At 31.0% G+C, this 16,700-nt stretch carries 16 protein-coding genes; 9 read left to right on the top strand and 7 right to left on the bottom strand.

Annotated features, from left to right (window positions below; all coding sequences use genetic code 11):
- The first annotated feature begins 132 nt into the window (after positions 1-132).
- Together METIG_RS02035 and METIG_RS02030 are read left to right on the top strand one after the other, a co-directional pair.
- The gene (locus tag METIG_RS02035) at positions 133-1,401 is read left to right on the top strand and encodes a DUF2226 domain-containing protein (protein WP_013798580.1); all 1,269 of its coding nucleotides are present in this window, start codon (positions 133-135) and stop codon (positions 1,399-1,401) included.
- 8 nt (positions 1,402-1,409) lie between these two features.
- Positions 1,410-1,955, top strand: coding sequence for a hypothetical protein (locus tag METIG_RS02030; protein ID WP_013798579.1), 546 nt, complete (start codon positions 1,410-1,412; stop codon positions 1,953-1,955).
- Positions 1,956-2,053: 98 nt separating this feature from the next.
- Here METIG_RS02030 and METIG_RS02025 read toward each other — a convergent pair whose 3' ends face one another.
- Complete coding sequence (locus METIG_RS02025; protein ID WP_013798578.1) at positions 2,054-3,850, bottom strand: KamA family radical SAM protein; 1,797 nt, start codon at positions 3,848-3,850, stop codon at positions 2,054-2,056.
- 517 nt (positions 3,851-4,367) lie between these two features.
- Complete coding sequence (locus METIG_RS02020) at positions 4,368-6,107, bottom strand: bifunctional NADP phosphatase/NAD kinase (protein WP_013798577.1); 1,740 nt, start codon at positions 6,105-6,107, stop codon at positions 4,368-4,370.
- A 389-nt stretch (positions 6,108-6,496) separates the two neighbouring features.
- On the opposite strand from METIG_RS02020, the gene METIG_RS02015 reads away from it, so the two are divergent.
- From METIG_RS02015 to METIG_RS01995, 6 genes are all read left to right on the top strand, one after another.
- Entirely contained in the window at positions 6,497-6,799 is a 303-nt protein-coding gene (locus METIG_RS02015) for a PRC-barrel domain-containing protein (protein ID WP_013798576.1), read from the top strand.
- Positions 6,800-7,028: 229 nt separating this feature from the next.
- Positions 7,029-7,832, top strand: a complete 804-nt coding sequence (locus METIG_RS02010) for an aspartate dehydrogenase (protein ID WP_013798575.1) — start codon at positions 7,029-7,031, stop codon at positions 7,830-7,832.
- A gap of 354 nt (positions 7,833-8,186) precedes the next feature.
- Positions 8,187-8,348: a hypothetical protein gene (locus METIG_RS09385; protein WP_013798574.1), complete on the top strand. Its 162-nt coding sequence runs from the start codon at positions 8,187-8,189 to the stop codon at positions 8,346-8,348.
- 79 nt (positions 8,349-8,427) lie between these two features.
- Entirely contained in the window at positions 8,428-9,438 is a 1,011-nt protein-coding gene (locus METIG_RS02005; protein ID WP_013798573.1) for an ATP-binding protein, read from the top strand.
- A gap of 48 nt (positions 9,439-9,486) precedes the next feature.
- A complete protein-coding gene (gene coaBC, locus METIG_RS02000) occupies positions 9,487-10,695 on the top strand; it encodes a bifunctional phosphopantothenoylcysteine decarboxylase/phosphopantothenate--cysteine ligase CoaBC (protein ID WP_048055642.1) in 1,209 nt (402 codons plus the stop codon).
- A gap of 190 nt (positions 10,696-10,885) precedes the next feature.
- The gene (locus METIG_RS01995) at positions 10,886-11,260 is read left to right on the top strand and encodes a ribonuclease P protein component 4 (RefSeq protein ID WP_013798571.1); all 375 of its coding nucleotides are present in this window, start codon (positions 10,886-10,888) and stop codon (positions 11,258-11,260) included.
- A gap of 54 nt (positions 11,261-11,314) precedes the next feature.
- On the opposite strand, the gene METIG_RS01990 is transcribed toward METIG_RS01995, so the two are convergent.
- From METIG_RS01990 to METIG_RS01980, 3 genes are all read right to left on the bottom strand, one after another.
- Entirely contained in the window at positions 11,315-12,256 is a 942-nt protein-coding gene (locus tag METIG_RS01990) for a SufB/SufD family protein (RefSeq protein ID WP_013798570.1), read from the bottom strand.
- 89 nt (positions 12,257-12,345) lie between these two features.
- Complete coding sequence (locus tag METIG_RS01985; RefSeq protein ID WP_013798569.1) at positions 12,346-13,092, bottom strand: ABC transporter ATP-binding protein; 747 nt, start codon at positions 13,090-13,092, stop codon at positions 12,346-12,348.
- 344 nt (positions 13,093-13,436) lie between these two features.
- The gene (locus METIG_RS01980) at positions 13,437-14,615 is read right to left on the bottom strand and encodes a redox-regulated ATPase YchF (protein ID WP_013798568.1); all 1,179 of its coding nucleotides are present in this window, start codon (positions 14,613-14,615) and stop codon (positions 13,437-13,439) included.
- A gap of 333 nt (positions 14,616-14,948) precedes the next feature.
- Here METIG_RS01980 and METIG_RS01975 point away from each other — a divergent pair, with 333 nt between their 5' ends.
- A complete protein-coding gene (locus METIG_RS01975) occupies positions 14,949-15,200 on the top strand; it encodes a hypothetical protein (RefSeq protein WP_013798567.1) in 252 nt (83 codons plus the stop codon).
- An 83-nt stretch (positions 15,201-15,283) separates the two neighbouring features.
- On the opposite strand, the gene METIG_RS01970 is transcribed toward METIG_RS01975, so the two are convergent.
- Both METIG_RS01970 and galU read right to left on the bottom strand, forming a co-directional pair.
- Positions 15,284-15,706 (bottom strand): EamA family transporter, encoded by a 423-nt coding sequence (locus METIG_RS01970; protein ID WP_013798566.1) that lies wholly within the window; start codon positions 15,704-15,706, stop codon positions 15,284-15,286.
- A gap of 137 nt (positions 15,707-15,843) precedes the next feature.
- On the bottom strand, positions 15,844-16,695 hold the full coding sequence (gene galU, locus METIG_RS01965; protein WP_013798565.1) for a UTP--glucose-1-phosphate uridylyltransferase GalU: 852 nt from the start codon (positions 16,693-16,695) through the stop codon (positions 15,844-15,846).
- Between the last annotated feature and the right edge of the window lie 5 nt (positions 16,696-16,700).

Here is a 16,700-nt window from a genome sequence, read left to right as displayed (position 1 = left end):
AATTAAAACTTATTTGAAATTTTGCATAATAATTTTGTTGTGGCCATAAAGAATGACTAAATTTTTATAGTTCTTTTGACATAAAAAATAAATAAATTTAAAAAACTTTTTTTATTTTTGGTGGGGGTCATTATGATAAGAGTAGTGGAAGGAAAGTTTGTAGGAACAGAAAACGACTTCAATAAGGCCATTAACACTCTAAGTCAGGATTTTAAAGGTTATTTACGTATCTCTGTAAAGAAGAATGGGAACTTTGAAGAGGGGTATATATTCATAAAAAATGGGAAAATCATTGGCTACTACTACACTTATGACAAAGAACTTTTTGGGCATGATGCTAAAGAATCAATTGAAAAGTTAATGAATAGTGGGTATTTAGTTGAAATTTTTGAATATGATGATGAAAAATTGAATTTGATGCAGGAGTTAGAACCAGAAATCTTTATCTCAGACCCTAAAAATATATTCAAAGAAAAAGAAGAAAAACGTGACGAAATTCTTAATAAACCCATAAGTGAACACAAAGAAGATGTAGAATTCTTGCATATTGCATTGAATATCCCAGATGGAAAATTAATAAAAATGAACGTAAATAAAGATTTTAAAAACTACCTCAAAAAAGGTTACACATTAGTAGATGTATTTAGGAAAGTTGATAGCGAGTATGAAAGGGGGTATATTATCTTTAAAGATAATGAGCCGATAGTTGGGATTTATGAATGTAGTAAAGGTGTGCTTTTGGGTATTGATGCATGTCCATATTTAAAAAAGTTGTTGGATGATGAAAACGCAATTATTGACGTATATGAATACTCACCGACTAAGGTAGATATAATTTTAGAGGCTTATCCCAAGGCTTTATTATTGAAAGATGAAAATGAAAAGAAAAAAGAGAAATATGAAGAAAGTAAATATGAAAAAGTAACTAAAAATGAAGAAAAAATAGATTTTGGAAATGTTGGAGAAACCCCAATATCATCAAAACAAAATGAGGATAGGAAAGAAAATATAAATACAGAACTTGAAAATCTTTCTCGTGAAGAGTTGTTAAAGCGTTTAAATATAAAACCTCCAGATGAAAATTGGGTTGAAAATATGGTAAGAGAATTAACCTTTCCTTCAGAATCAGAACTTGAAGAATTAAGATACAAAATTAAAGAAAGGATTTACAATAGCATTAAGGAATTGGATGGGGTAAGGGACGTTGACGTAAATATAAGGCTTAATTGTGATTATGATGGCAAAATTGTGTGTGAGGGGGAAGTAGTCGTAAAAACAAAAAAATTACTTGGAATTATAAAAAAGGATATAAATGCTAAAGAGATAGAAAACAAAATTAATAATACTTTAAAAGCGTACCATTATGAATTTGATTCAAAAATAGTCATTAAAATTGAGTAGGTGTTACTATGGAGGGATACATTTTATTCATAATCTCCTTAATATCAGGATTTTTGGGGGTTATACTAATATGGAAAACATTTGAAAACTTAAATAAATCCAAAATTCGTGAGGAGCGTGCCAAAGAAGAAGAAGAAATAATTGAGGGTTTAAAAGAGCTAAAATCATACATAGCTCCAGAACAAAAAAAAGCCTCAAAAGAATACGACTTACTCGAAATAGCTTTTGAACATGATATCTTGGATATTACTATTGCCAATGAAGAAGGGCTGCCAATTGCATCAACTCTTGCCGATTCTGAGGAATTAGCAGCAAAATATAGTGGAATCTACCAATACATAAAAAACTTCATGAAAAAAGATATAGTGAAGGTTAGTATCAAAGATAAAGATGGGTATGTTTATATAATATCCATTTCAAAAGGGAATATTCCTCTTTATTTAATTATTAATACAAAAATAGAGTTATCACAATTTAGTGAGAAATCATTATTGAGGAAAATTTTACCGCTATTGGATAAGTATCTTGGACAGAATTTCGATGGTAATAATTGATTTAAATTAATTTAAAAAGTCAATTTTCATAAACATTAATTTATTATAATCAGTGCAAAATAGTAATGAAAATATAAAAAACTAAGTTAAACATGAATTTAGAAGTAGTACCAAATAGTTTTGTAATCCTCTAAGTTTTCCCCTCTTCTCTCCAATTCTTTCAAGTAGTCATAAATTGGCACATCTGTGTAGATGTAAGTATTTGCGAGGGATATGTTCTTTTCCCATGGGTGGAATTCATAAACTCTACTACCATTTGGCATTATCATTATTACCTCATGGTCTTGCCATGCATTTAAATTAACCTTTCCTAACCTTGGCACATTAAATATTGGCTTATCTGTTCTTTCTACACCTGGAGTTAATCTTGCCTCTTCTTTTTGCTCTTGCAACAACCTTGCTATCGGAACTCTATATTTTCTTGTTTCTTCTTTTCCTTTTGTGTTGAAGGTGTAGTATGGCTCTATTCCAATTAACCTCAATAGTCTTCTCAATGCAACGGTTTCAAATCTTCTACTATTTTCTGTTGTGAATACCTCTTGGTTATATACACAAATACCTTTCTTCCTTATCTTTTGGACAGCATTCATTAAATCTTCAGTTACTTCATAAACATGCTCAACGTGTGTTGAGACAACAATTTCTCTTCTACCTGGTTCGTGGTATTGTTCGAGAATCTCCGCAAGATCGTCAGTTACTCTCTGTGGTAACACAACAGGTATTCTTGTTCCAAACCTTATTCTCTCAATATGCTTCATCTCTGCAAATTCTGACAATATTTTATCTAAAAACTTGTCGTTAAGGATGAATGGATCTCCACCGGTTATAAGAACTTCTTTTATTGATTCATGGTTTCTGAACCAATCTATTGCTTCCTCAAGTTTACTTTTTGGAGCAAGTGCATCTTTTGCAAGAACCTCTTTTATTTCCCAATTTCTCTGGCAATAAACGCAAATTTGAGCACATGTGTTGTATGGTTTTACTATTGCAATCATTGGGTACCTTCTTGTTACCAAGTCAATTGGTGATGTATCACTTTCCCCCATAAAATCTAAATTCTTTCTATTGTTTTTTGCCTCTATCATCTTTTCAACATAATCTAACGGAGGAATTACTTGGGCTCTAATAGCATGGTCGTATTTCCTACTTGCGTCCTTGTCCATCAATGAGGCATAGTATGGAGTTACTCCAAAAGGTATGTGATTTTCTACTGCAAGGTCTATGGCTTTTATCTCCTCTTCCGTCAAATTCACTAAATCGCTAAGGGTTTTACTATCTTTTATAATATGTTTAAGGTGCCACTTCCAATCATTCCAATCGTCCTCATCACCCCCAAAGTATTCTAATATTCTTTTTTTATTTTCTTCTCTCTTTTTCTTTACGTCCTCTAATAACCCAGAAGGATACCTATCCATAAATTTCTTTGCATACTCTGCGAGTTTATCAAGCTCATCTGACCTTACTATTGCTGCTTCTCTTCCCCTCAACTTTAAGAATATTGGCTCTTCTTTACCATCATATATTCCAGAGTTGCCAATTATTCCTTTAAATAAATGCTTAAATTCCTCTATGAAACCCTCACTTACCTCAACGTCAATCTCCGAAAACTTTTCATTTGCAAGTAACCACAACAACCTCAAAGCACTAAAACCACTCAATTCCTCATTTTTTGGTGCTAATATGTTTTTAAATACTTTTATGCACTCCTTCATGTTTATTCTTTCCAATGGATGCACATTTATTTCTCCGTAGTATATTTTCTTTTCAAGGTTGATTAAATAATCATAGAGTTTTTTTCTTGCAGTTTCTACACTGTCACTATTCCTCAATATCTCATAAACTTCCTTGTTTGTGTCCCAAAGTTCATTTAATGTTTCTGTGTGTAAATTTGTCATGAACTCCCACCTCCCGTTAACTCTTAAAATTAATTCCAAAATGTAGAAAATTATCAATACCATTCTAATCAACACACACTCAATATACTCCCCTCCAGATTGTCAAAATTCATAATTTATGAAATACATCGGAAAATAAAGAAACATCCGATTTTTGCTCTATAGTGTTAAATTGATGAGCTAAAACCCATATAGATTGTTACGATTATTAAGGAAATTATGAAACGATACTATTTGGATTAAAATTATATTCCAGCCTTTGAATTAAAATAGCCCATGATAAAACAGAATTCCAACATTATAGCCAAAATAAGGCTCAGATACAAAAATTGAGGAATTCTATAGGTTAATGCTTTAATAAAAGCAATGTAATAATACCATTCACTCACAACCCAAATTAGTTATTTACATTTATCTTATATAAATTTTTCTGTTCGAATTATATATAAATAAAAAATAGTTTTTTATATTTTTAGCAAATAAAGATTAATATTCTAATTAAGTTATAAATACCACATTAGTAATACAATTTTTTTAATTTATTGTAGAAATTACTTCCTTTGACAAAATATGCATATGAATCTGATTTTTTTAATATTATTTCATCCCCAACATCTATTTTAGCCTCAACATCACCATCCACTACAACCAATGCAGGTTTTCCAGGGGAAACTAATTTTATCCTAATCTCGGAATTTCCATTCACGACAATAGGCCTTGATGACAACTTAAATGGGCATATTGGGACTATAACAAATCCATCCACCAATGGTTCTATAATAGGGCCTCCAGCACTTAGAGAATAGGCAGTTGAGCCAGTCGGGGTTGATATTATTATTCCATCTGCTCTAACATCCTCTACAAAGTCTCCATTTACAAAAACTTCAAAGTGTAACATCTTTGCGGGATTTTTGGTAATTAAAACTATCTCATTTAAAGCACCAGATATTTTGAGTTCTTTTCCATTCTTAAATTTGATTTTTCCCCCCAATCTTGTTCGTTTTTCGATTTCATATTCTCCCTTTATAACATCGTCGATGATTTTAAATGCCTCTTTCTCATCAAATTCCGTTAAAAATCCAACAGTTCCCATATTTATACTTATTAATGGAATTTCATTACCATCTATCAACTTCAATGTTCTCAAAACTGTTCCATCTCCCCCAATGGACACTACATGTGAAATTGAGGAAAGGGATTTTGGGTCTTTGGGATTTATTTCTTCGACATCAATGTTTGTTAATCTTCTCTTCAAATGGGGTTCTACAGCACATTTTATACCCTTAGAATTTAGGTAGTTTACAATTTTAATACCTAACTTAATAGCTCTCTCCTTATCCCTCCTCGTTATTATACCAAATTTTGTTGGTTTTATTGCCCATTTATTTCCAAAAATTCCTACCAATTTTTTATGGATTAATTTATTTGAGCAAATTAAAGATGTCCTTTCATTCACATCTAATCTTAAATTAAGTTCTTTTCCATTTTTATCAGTTATTTCTCCACCTGCCTCTTTAACTATAACATACCCTCCTGCAATATCACATAATCGAGTGTTTTCATTTATATTTATAAATGCATCTAATGCCCCCCTTGCAACATAACACATCTCCAAAGCAATTGAACCAAATAATCTAATCCTCCTAACCTTCCTATCTTTAATGAAATCTAATATGTTATTTGACAATCCATAAACAAAAAGTCCTATAGATGCATCTTTTAGGTTGTTTATAGATGAGACAGTTATTCTCTTTTCCTCCTTTTCACCACTTTTTAATAAATATGCTCCCTCTCCTTTTTTTGCATAGTACAAATCCCCAGTGTAAAGATTTTTAACAACTCCAACTTCCAAATCATTAATGGTATGGTTTTTTATGAATTTTGCTATTTCTTTCTTCTGCATATTACTTAGTTTCTTTTTTAACTCCTCACTTATTCTACCTATTGCCACAGATGTTGAATAAATAGGGATGTCTTTCAATGCGTTGTATGTTCCGTCTATTGGATCCAAAATAATGATATACTCCAAATCATGCCCAATAACACTAACTCCAATTTCCTCACTTATTAATATTGCACCACAATGTTTTTCTATTGTATTTGAGGCAATGTTCTCGGCAATTAAGTCTATCCTTTTTGTTGGAGTTCCATCTGCACCAATTTTAACAATTTCATCAGATTTTTCCCATCCAATTAATGGTTTAACGCCTTTATCAATATTATCAACGATTTTTTTGGCAAGATTTAACATATCCATATTTTCACACCCAAATTAGAGAATTATAATTAGAGAATTATGCTTGTCTGCAGAATTTTAATATAATGCAATATGATACAAAATTTTTTTGAAATTGGTTATATTACCTCTCTAATGCAACAATGTTTGTGAAATTTTTGTATTTATTTATACATCATACATAAAATTTTATAAAATTTCAAAGTAGATACGACCTTACTTAAATTTAAAATAATACCCAAAACTTCATGAAATTTCTCGAGGTATATCTAATATCTAATGCAAACAACTCATGAAAGCGTTGCATTTAAATATTATTACTCTCATAAAAATAAAAAGATTCGTTAGTTTTGTAAGTTTATGTTTTTATATTTTTGAAGCCCATAGTTCTAAATTTGGAGGGATTATTAATGGCTATTAAAATCAGCGATATATTAGATAAGCAAATATACACAACGACTGCAAGATACGTGGGTAAAGTATATGATGCTATCCTTGATACAGAAAAATCTGCAATTAGTGGAATTGTAGTATCTGATGTATCAAATGGATGTTTAAGAGATTTGGTTGGGGATGTTGATAAAAAAATAGTTCTGCCATACAGTTTAATTACATCAATAGGGAACATAATATTAATAAAACCTCCAGCAAAAATGTTAGTTAAAACACCAAACGCTGAAAAAGGTAAGGCAACTATAAAACAGAAAGAATAGATATTATAGTGTGTTAATGAATTTAATTTATCATCATTATTTTTTGTCATTAAATGATACATATTTTTGTATTGTTTACCATAATTATTTTACTATAAATTACCAATTATCAAAATTATCAAAAATTTATTATCAATATTATTATCAAAAATTTAATTTAGTCCTCAGTCCATAATTTAATAGCTCATAATTTAATTTACAAAGTATTAAAAATAAACGTAGTGATATGATGTTAAAAATAGGTATTGTAGGTTGCGGAGCAATAGCCACATTCATTTCAAAAGCCATCGCAAGAAAAAAAGTAAGTAATGCAAAGGTAGTAGCATATTATGACAAAAATAGACACAAAGCAGAAAAATTAAGCAAGATTACAAATGCGGATGTTTGCGATAGCATAGATGAGTTAGTTAAAAAGGATATTGATTTGGTCGTTGAGGCAGCATCAATTAAAGCTGTTGAAGAGGTTGCTACAAAGGCATTATCCAACAACAAAGATGTCTTAGTTATGAGTGTAGGTGCTTTTGTGGATAAGGAGTTATTTTTAAAACTCTACAATCTTGCAAAAGATAAGGGTAGAAAGATATACTTACCATCTGGTGCTATTGCTGGAATTGATGCTATCAAGTCCCTTACATTTGGAAAAATTGAGGAAGTTGTATTAAAAACAACAAAACCTGTTGAGGGTTTAAAGGAAGCATTAAAAGATAAAGGAATTGATGCTGATGCTATAAAAGAACCTACGGTTGTTTTTGAAGGAGATGTATTTGATGCAATAAAGCAATTCCCATCAAACATAAATGTGTCCGTTATGCTCTCCATAGCATCAGAATTTCCAGCAAAGGTTATAATAGTAGCAGACCCAAATGCAAAAACAAACAACCATGAGATTTTTGTTAAAAGTTCTATAGGGACATTGAAGGTACTTATTGAAAATGTTCCATGTGAAGAAAACCCTAAAACATCTGCACTTGCCGCATACTCAGCAATTAGAATCATAAAAGATATCTCTGAGCCAATTAAAATAGGAACCTAAATCATGAATAGTAAAATATAGTTGTATGCCTTATAAATGAATGAAAACTTCATTAAATTATAGAAGTAATTAACCTTTATTTGGAATTTTACAATTGATTTATCGTCCTTTTAAAAAATAAATGGCAAAACAAAGTTTTGCCGTATAATTTGGTTGCATCTAAATCCGTGCAAAAAATTAGCAAACAACTATAATAAAACAATAATTAATCTGGGAGAATACCGAAGAAGTGGAGGCATTCTATCAGTCTGGATGAAACCAAACCATTAAAGGTTTGGCTGCAAAAATCTTTGATTTTTGATGAAAGTTTCAAAGGCATCTTTGAGTCCAATAAAATAGGCACGTAGGGATATCATGCTAAATAATATTGAAGAGTTGGACATAAGCAAATATGTTACAATAGATTTAGATGCATTAAAAACAAAAACCTACAAATGCCCATTTTGTAATAAAGAGTTTAAATATGTTGGAAAAAAGATGATGTGTCCTTATTGTAAGAGAATGATAAAAAAATAAAAATTAGAGCTGGATTTAAACTTAAATAAAGTATTTGGCGGTTTTTATGCGAGTCAAATTGTAATTTTTGGTGGTTGAAATGCAAATTAAATTTTATGATAGAGAAAGAGAACTGAATTATTTAAAAACTTACTGCCAATTAATCCCAAATTCTATTTTATTTGTCTATGGACCTAAATCATCAGGGAAATCAACAGTAATGCTTAAAGTAATAGAAGAATTTAAAGATAGGGATGATTTGGTTTTCTTTTATTATGATTTAAGAAAATACGCAACTCCAACAAAGGAAGAGTTTTTGAATATATTTTTTGAAAAGGGGGATAAAAAATATCTATATAATAAATTAGAAATAGACTTAAAAATATTCAAGTTTGGAGTCGAGGAAAACTTCGATTTTAATAACGTCTCTTTAAATAATGTTTTTGCAAAGATAAATGAAGATATAAATGCAGTTGTTGAAGAAGGAAAAAGGCCAATATTGATAATTGATGAACTACAAAAATTAAAAAGTATTTACTTTAATGGTAGCAAGTCACTATTAAATGAGCTCTTTAATTTATTTGTTCATTTAACAAAAGTTAGACATTTATGCCACGTTATTTGCTTAACTTCTGACTCTTTATTCATAAATGAGATTCACAACAACTCATCCCTGGCAAAAGCATCAGAATATTATTTAATTGACTGGTTAGAAAAAGAAACTATTGAAAAAATATTAAAAGAAGAAAAATTCAATGAAGAAGAAATAAATTATGCAATAAATTATATCTCTTTACCTTATGAGATTGAATTATTAAAATCAAATAAACAGTTAGGCGTCTCTGTTAAAGAAACTATAAAAAATTGGATAAATATTGAAGAAGAGAGAATTAGGCACATCATGAGAACAAACCCAAATAAAAAAGAAGATATTCTAAAAATATTAAAGTTATTTAGCGATAAAATAAAAATAAAAAGTGAAGATGTTGGGGATGAGATATTTGATGCTTTAAAGATATTAATTGAAAATGAGATTTTGTTTTATGATGTTATTAATGGCATTATAAAGCCGCATTCATTGACTACCTATTATGCGATAAAATATTTATAATAAAGCAAAATCCTTTGGATTTTGCCAAAAAATTTCAAGGTGATTAACATCCATCCAACAAAAAAATTAAAGGGAACAAAATCAAAACTTTTAGAAAATAAAAAAATTGTGGTTGGAGTTACATCTTCAATTGCAGCGATAGAGACACCAAAGTTGATGAGGGAACTTATAAGGCATGGGGCTGAGGTTTATTGCATCATTACCGAAGAGACTAAAAAAATAATTGGCAAAGATGCACTGACATTTGGGTGCGGTAATGAGGTTATGGAAGAAATAACTGGAAACATTGAGCATGTTGCTTTGTATGATGAGTGTGATGCGATGATTATATATCCCGCAACAGCCAACATTATAAGTAAGATAGCGTTAAACATTGCGGATAATATTGTAAATACAACTGCAATGATGTTTTTGGAAAAAAAGCCATTATTTATTGTCCCAGCAATGCATGAAAATATGCTCAATGCGATAAAAGAACACATTGAAAAATTAAAATCAAAGGAAAACGTCTATTTCATTTCTCCAAAAATGGAGGAAGAAAAGGCAAAAGTGGCATCAATAGAGGATGTTGTAGGATTTGTTATTGAAAAAATTGGAAATAAAATGGATAAGAAAGTTTTAATATTAAATGGGGGAACTGCAGAGTTTATTGATAAAGTTAGGGTGATAAGCAATCTCTCCTCTGGAAAAACTGGAGTTGCATTGGCAGAGGCATTCTGCAGGGAAGGTTTTGATGTTGAAGTTATAAACGCACTCGGCTTAACGCCCCCATATTATATAAAGACGCATAAAGTTTTAACTGCAGAGGAGATGCTCAATAAGGCTTTGGAGATTGGAAAGGACGCGGACATTATTATCTCATGTGCGGCAATCTCCGATTACAAACCAGAGAGTACATCAGATAAAAAAATAAGTTCTGAAAATGAGGAATTGACAATAAAACTAAAAAGAAATCCAAAAGTATTGGAAGAATTGCGAAAAGAATTTAAAGATAAGATAATAATTGGATTCAAGGCAGAATATGGGATAGAAGAAGAAGAGCTAATAAAAAAAGCAAAAGATAGGATGAAAAAATATGGTTTAGATATGATAATAGCAAACGATTTATCAAAGCATTACTTTGGGGATGACTATAATGAAGTTATCGCTATAAGTAAAGACAATACTATCAAAAAAATTAAGGGTAAAAAATCAGAGATTGCTAAAGAAATTGTTAGCATGGTTAAAAAATTAATTATTCCGAGAAGATGCCAATAATAAGGTTGTCTCCCATTAGGGAGACAATCAGATATTCCTTAGTTAATTTTATAATTTTAAAAGTTTTGTCATTGACTATAAATTCCACAAACGACTATATCGTGTCCTTTTTTAATTAATTAACTCGAAGTTGTAGTTTAGAGAATTTTTAATAAAATTTTTGAAAAAATGATAATTATTGTGTGAAAATATGAAATATAGAAGAATGCTTAAAAGAGCAAAAAAAATAGCACTTGAAAGGATAGAGATATTAATGAACCTCGCAGAAGAAGAAGCAAAAAAAGGCAATTGGAAAAGAGTAAAGAGGTACGTATCATTAGCAAGAAGAATAGCAATGAAAGTTAGAGTTAGATTTCCAAAAAAATGGAAGAGAAGAATCTGTAGGAAATGCAATACTTTATTGGTGTATGGAAAAAATGCAAGGGTTAGAGTTAAGAGTAGACGTTATCCACATGTCGTTATAACATGCTTAGAGTGTGGTAGGATTTATAGGATACCTATGATAAGAGAGAAAAAAGAAAAAATGCAAAAGAAAAGGATAAGTAATAACATTTTCCGCTTATAACTCTTTTATCAACCCCTAAATCTTTTTAACGTTACTCAAAAAAAAGAAATTAAATTATTCCCCAATCATTCCTTTAACTATAATCTCCGTTGCCTCATCTTCATCCAATCCTTTCGCCATCAAAGTCTCTACTTGCTTTTTATCTACGCTACCAATTGCTGCCTCGTGTGTAATTCTTGCTCTATCGTCCCTAACAACAACAATTGGAATAGATTCAACTATTGCATCCCCTTTAATAACTTCTGCACAATCTATGTGTCCCTTACAGTAAGGAGCATTACCTTCTATTTTTAATTTCAATACGACCTCTGAGTTATCTTTCGCTGCTCCCCTACTTTTTATTATACATTTTCCTCCTTCTTCATTCAATTTTACAGTTTCGTTGATTATAACTTTGTCATCTTTCACTGCATAGGTTTTTGTTGTTATGTCCACAACACCATTTTTCTCCACATCTATATCGGCATTAATCTCTAAGAACCCTATCCTACCTTTTGTTAAGGTTAATTCAGATATATAAACGCCCCCTTCTTTAACAGTTGCTTTTACTGTTGGTTTTACCAAAACTCCCCCTTCTTCTCCATGGAAATGAACTTCTTTATATACAAATTTTGCATTTTTTCCAACTGTTATTTTTCCATCCATTATGTGCTTTACATTCTTTGCTCTTGGGAATGAACAATGAGACATTAAAGTTATCTCACTGTTGTCCTCCAAAATTATCTCGACATCAACTATCTGCTCTGCTTCCTCCTCTGTAACTCCAAAGCACATATGCATAGGAGTGTCGAACTTATACCCCTCTTTTACAATAATCTTTGCTACAATTTTCCCATCTACTACTTTTCCATCTAATATGATCCCCTCAGCATCCTTAACTCCCAAAATTTTATTTTCTTTAACTATCATTCTTGGTCCTTTTCCATGAATGAGTTCCTCTGGATTCCCATTAGTTAATTTATACGCCTCTAAAATTTCTTTAAGGTCTTTGTCCATAATTTCACCTAAATTCAAAAATTTTCTTTAATTTAATTTTTGTTTAATTTTTAATTTTTTATAATTGTTTATATTGTTTACAATATTGTTTATTCGTTATTGTCTTCCTCAACCTCTTTTTTTATTGATGGTACTTTTACCAGACATTTTCCACATTCTCTTTTGTAATACTCCCCAACCTCTTTTGGATCTCCAGTTTTAATGACCCTTCCATCGCAAAGCAATGATGCCTTATCAGCACAGTTTGTAATCTCCTCTCTGTGAGTGATTACTAAAACTGATGAACCATTTTTCTTTAAATGCTTAAAGAGTTTTGTTATTTCATCCAAAGAGACAATATCAATCCCACTATCAGGCTCATCTAAAATTGCCAAATCAGGTTCCATACACAAAATTGAAGCTAATTCAATTCTTTTCCTTTCTCCACCACTTAAACTGTCATCAACGAATCTATTTAAATAGGTATCAGGGCATAGGTTAACAAATTCCAATGCTTTGTATATCTTTTCCTCATCGTATTCTTTCATTCCAAGGGATAAGTATTGTTTAACTGTAATCCCCTCAAATCTTGCTGGTTCTTGCCATGCTAAAGTCATTCCCATTCTTGCCCTTTCGGTTATTGATTTATCGACAATATTTATCCCCTTAAATATAATTTCCCCTTTTACTGGCTCATAGCCACTACAACCCATTAAAGTGTAGGATAAAGTTGACTTTCCAGCCCCATTTGGCCCCACAACAGCGTGAATTTCATTTTCTTCAATTTCTAAGTTTAATCCTTTCAATATCATTCGGTCTCCTCTCTTAAGATACAAATCTTTGACAACTAAAAGCATCTTTTCACCTAAATTTACTTAAATTTATTGGCAAATTAGTTTAAATTTGAAGTTAGGTAAGTGCTGCATATATAATTAAACAAACATCAATCATCAATAAATTTACTGTCAATCCATCGAGCTTATATTATTTATTGTTTGAATTTGGGAAGTACACCCCAAAAATTTATATGTGCTTAAACGTGCAAAAATTTTGCACATAATTATTATGTTTACTAAATATTATATACTTAACGGAGTTATACAGTGCATGACTTTGCTATTGAGACACAATAAAACCATAATCCATTTCAATTTATTTAATACTCGATTTAAACAATATTAAACTATAAAAATATACATGATCATGCAGCAGAAACAATCTTAATTATATCACCATGCTTTAACTCATAATCTGCCCCAATTCTCATCTTTTTCCTTGCATCAACAGCATAAATAAACTTCTCCCCAATCTCAGTGTGTATTTTATATGCCAATTCTTTTGCAGTAGTTCCTTTTTTAACCAAAAACGCATCTGGCAAAATATTCCCCTTCTTATCGCAAAACTTATTCTCATCTTCAACTGGATAAACAACAATCATATCGAGCAAATCAAAATAAGCCCTATTTATGCATTCTTGAACTCCTGTTCCACCATAGGTTTTTAAGAATTCTTTTATATAGGTAAAGGCATTTTTCTGCTGTTCATTTAATTTGTTCTCATCTACTATTTCAAAATCTTTCCCATCATATTTTATCAAACCTGCCTTTTCTGCTTTCCTTAAAGCAAGTTCTATCTCAGCGGATGTTGGAATAACTATGTAATCTTTAAATTCTTTCTTTAACCTTTCAATATTTTCCTTTGCATCAGGATGATCTGCCTTGTTTGCTGCTATTATCATTGGTTTTGATATTTTTCTCAATTTTTTTGCCAAACTTAATAAATCCTCATCCGTCCATTTTATTGGGCTTTCATCTAAGTCCCTTATCGCCACTTTTACATCATCCTCAGTAATATTTAAACCGCTCAACTGGTTTGCAAGAACTTTGACGATATTTTTTTCTTGCTGGGCTCTTCTCGCCAATTTCTCCCAATTTTTGGTTAATATCCCATAAATCCACATATCTATCTCATTAAGCAAAAATTTAACATCCTCAACTGGGTCGTGGTTTTCTGTTGGATTTCCCTCTAAGTCAGTTTTTCCGCTTGCATCTACAACAAGTATAAATGCATCTGCCTGCCTCAAATCATCCAAAAACTTATTTCCCATACCTTTTCCTTCGTGCGCTCCTGGAACAAGCCCAGCAACGTCAATAATCTCTACTGGAATATATCTTTTTCCATCAATGCATTTGGAATTTTGTGGGTTGCATTTTACTCCCAATTCTTTACATGGGCAGTCTGTTATTACATAGGATGTTCCTATATTTGGATCGATAGTTGTGAAAGGATAATTTGCTATATCAACAACTTTCTCTGTCATTGCATTAAACATAGTTGATTTTCCTACGTTAGGTTTCCCCACGAGTCCTAAGATTGCCATGAGTACCACCAATCAATTTTTTGTAATTTTTATAGGGTTATTTGCGTTATAAATGGTTTAAAACATAATTAAAATTATGGCCTATGCTTTATTTGAGAATTTGGCTGTAATTTATTATGGCCGAATGGCTGGCATGAATTCTGCAAATGACTATATTCCGAATAGTATTTATATCAAAAATTACTATACTTATCCTTTATAAATAGCCGCTATCAAGAATAAATCTCAAATGGATTTATTCTAATTGGAAAAAATAAAAAAATACTAAATACAAAAACTAATTGTGATTTCTTTGTTGGAACTATTTATAATTTTGTCTGTGGAGGTGAGGTAATGGTATCAGAAAAAATAAAGCAAGTTCTTGATGAAGTTCAAGCACAACTTAAAAGAGATAGTAAATATATTGAACTTGTAAGCACTGTTGAATACTTAATAGAACTTGTTGAACCTTCAAAAAGGGACATGTTCAAGGAAGCCTTGGAAAATGCGGAAACTATTGAGGATGTGAACGAGTTAATAAAAGCTCTAAAATTGCAAATTGGGGCTCAGGGGGCAAAGAAATATGCTTTAATGCAACAACTTTAATCATTAATTAATTATTTAACTATTAAAAATATTATAATTAAAATTTAATTAATTATAAGGAATATTCCTTATTTTTAAGGATTTTATCCTTGGTTTATTGAGATTAGGATTATTCCAAGAAGTATTAAAAATATACCCATTATTTGATTGGTTGTCAGTTGCTCTTTTAAAAATATTACTGCCAAAATTACCGTTATAGCTGGGCCTATTGATGATAGTGGAACTACTATGCTCGCCTTACCTTTATACAATCCATAGTATAAAAGGAGAGAACCTAATACAATCATTATCGCTGAAGATACTGCATATAGTAATATCTTCCACTCAAAAACCTGCAGTTTCTGATGATATTTTGCAAGGATGGCAATACATAATATTATACCCACGATATTAACCACTATCCACTGAAATATGGGATCTTTTTCACATACTATTTTTGCCAAAAATGTTCCAATACCAAAAAATAGTGCTGTTAATAACCCAATAATGACTCCTATACTAATAATCCCACCTTATTTTGCCCTAATATGATTAAAAACTTCAATAAAATTAAAAGCATAAATAGACCTTATTTGGAATTTCCATGATTTATTGTTCTTTAAAAAATTTATTGTGATTGAATAAATGAAAAAGTTCTAATGGACTACAACTTTCCTGTGAAATCTTTTAGATATTCTTTAAACCCATCTACATTTTCAATACCCAACTCTACATTTGCCTTTAACCATCCCAACAAATCTCCAATATCATATCTCCTGCATTTAATTTCAACGCCTAATATTTCTTCCTCTTTCAGCAGTAATTTCATAGCATCAGTTATCTGTATTTCCCCTCCTCTTCCTGGAGGAGTTCTTTTTAGACACTCAAATATCTTTGGAGATAATAAATAAGCCCCAGTAATTATTAAGTTTGATGGTGCCTTATCTACTGGAGGCTTTTCTACCATGTCTGTTATCTTGTATATGCCATCTTCAATCTCTTCTCCTTTTATAACTCCATATTTATAGACCTCTTCCATTGGGACTCTCTCCAATGCAATAACTGAACATCCATATTTTTCATGAACTTTAATTAAGTCTTTAACTACATTTTCAGAGTATATAGTATCTCCGACCATTGCTATGAAGTATTCGTCTCCAACAAACCCCTCTCCGCATAAGATGGCATCTCCTAACCCTTTCTGCTCTTTCTGTCTCACATAGAATATATTTGCTAAATTATCTATCTCCCTAACAGTATTTAACAAACTTATTTTCCCATCTCTTCTTAATCTTTCCTCAAGTTCGAAATTTTTATCAAAGTGATTTACAATCGCCTGCTTTCCTTTACCAGTTACCATTAGTATATTTTTAATCCCTGCATCAATTAAATGCTCAACAACATACTGAATTATTGGCTTCCCAACAACAGGAAGCATTTCTTTTGGCTGAGCCTTTGTTATTGGTAATAACCTCGTTCCAAAACCAGCTACAGGAACTATCGCTTTTTTTATCATTACTA

The sequence above is a fragment of the Methanotorris igneus Kol 5 genome (assembly GCF_000214415.1).
Classification (GTDB): Archaea; AGJL01; Methanococci; order Methanococcales; family Methanococcaceae; genus Methanotorris; species Methanotorris igneus.
This window is presented reverse-complemented; position numbering and strand designations above follow the sequence as displayed.

What these genes read in the sequence shown, in the direction of transcription:
- METIG_RS02035 (WP_013798580.1), top strand. Translation starts at nt 133, where the DNA reads ATGATAAGAGTAGTGGAAGGAAAGTTTGTAGGAACAGAAAACGACTTC.
- METIG_RS02030 (WP_013798579.1), top strand. Translation starts at nt 1,410, where the DNA reads ATGGAGGGATACATTTTATTCATAATCTCCTTAATATCAGGATTTTTG.
- METIG_RS02025 (WP_013798578.1), bottom strand. Translation starts at nt 3,850, where the DNA reads ATGACAAATTTACACACAGAAACATTAAATGAACTTTGGGACACAAAC.
- METIG_RS02020 (WP_013798577.1), bottom strand. Translation starts at nt 6,107, where the DNA reads ATGGATATGTTAAATCTTGCCAAAAAAATCGTTGATAATATTGATAAA.
- METIG_RS02015 (WP_013798576.1), top strand. Translation starts at nt 6,497, where the DNA reads ATGGCTATTAAAATCAGCGATATATTAGATAAGCAAATATACACAACG.
- METIG_RS02010 (WP_013798575.1), top strand. Translation starts at nt 7,029, where the DNA reads ATGTTAAAAATAGGTATTGTAGGTTGCGGAGCAATAGCCACATTCATT.
- METIG_RS09385 (WP_013798574.1), top strand. Translation starts at nt 8,187, where the DNA reads ATGCTAAATAATATTGAAGAGTTGGACATAAGCAAATATGTTACAATA.
- METIG_RS02005 (WP_013798573.1), top strand. Translation starts at nt 8,428, where the DNA reads ATGCAAATTAAATTTTATGATAGAGAAAGAGAACTGAATTATTTAAAA.
- METIG_RS01995 (WP_013798571.1), top strand. Translation starts at nt 10,886, where the DNA reads ATGAAATATAGAAGAATGCTTAAAAGAGCAAAAAAAATAGCACTTGAA.
- METIG_RS01990 (WP_013798570.1), bottom strand. Translation starts at nt 12,256, where the DNA reads ATGGACAAAGACCTTAAAGAAATTTTAGAGGCGTATAAATTAACTAAT.
- METIG_RS01985 (WP_013798569.1), bottom strand. Translation starts at nt 13,092, where the DNA reads ATGCTTTTAGTTGTCAAAGATTTGTATCTTAAGAGAGGAGACCGAATG.
- METIG_RS01980 (WP_013798568.1), bottom strand. Translation starts at nt 14,615, where the DNA reads ATGGCAATCTTAGGACTCGTGGGGAAACCTAACGTAGGAAAATCAACT.
- METIG_RS01975 (WP_013798567.1), top strand. Translation starts at nt 14,949, where the DNA reads ATGGTATCAGAAAAAATAAAGCAAGTTCTTGATGAAGTTCAAGCACAA.
- galU (WP_013798565.1), bottom strand. Translation starts at nt 16,695, where the DNA reads ATGATAAAAAAAGCGATAGTTCCTGTAGCTGGTTTTGGAACGAGGTTA.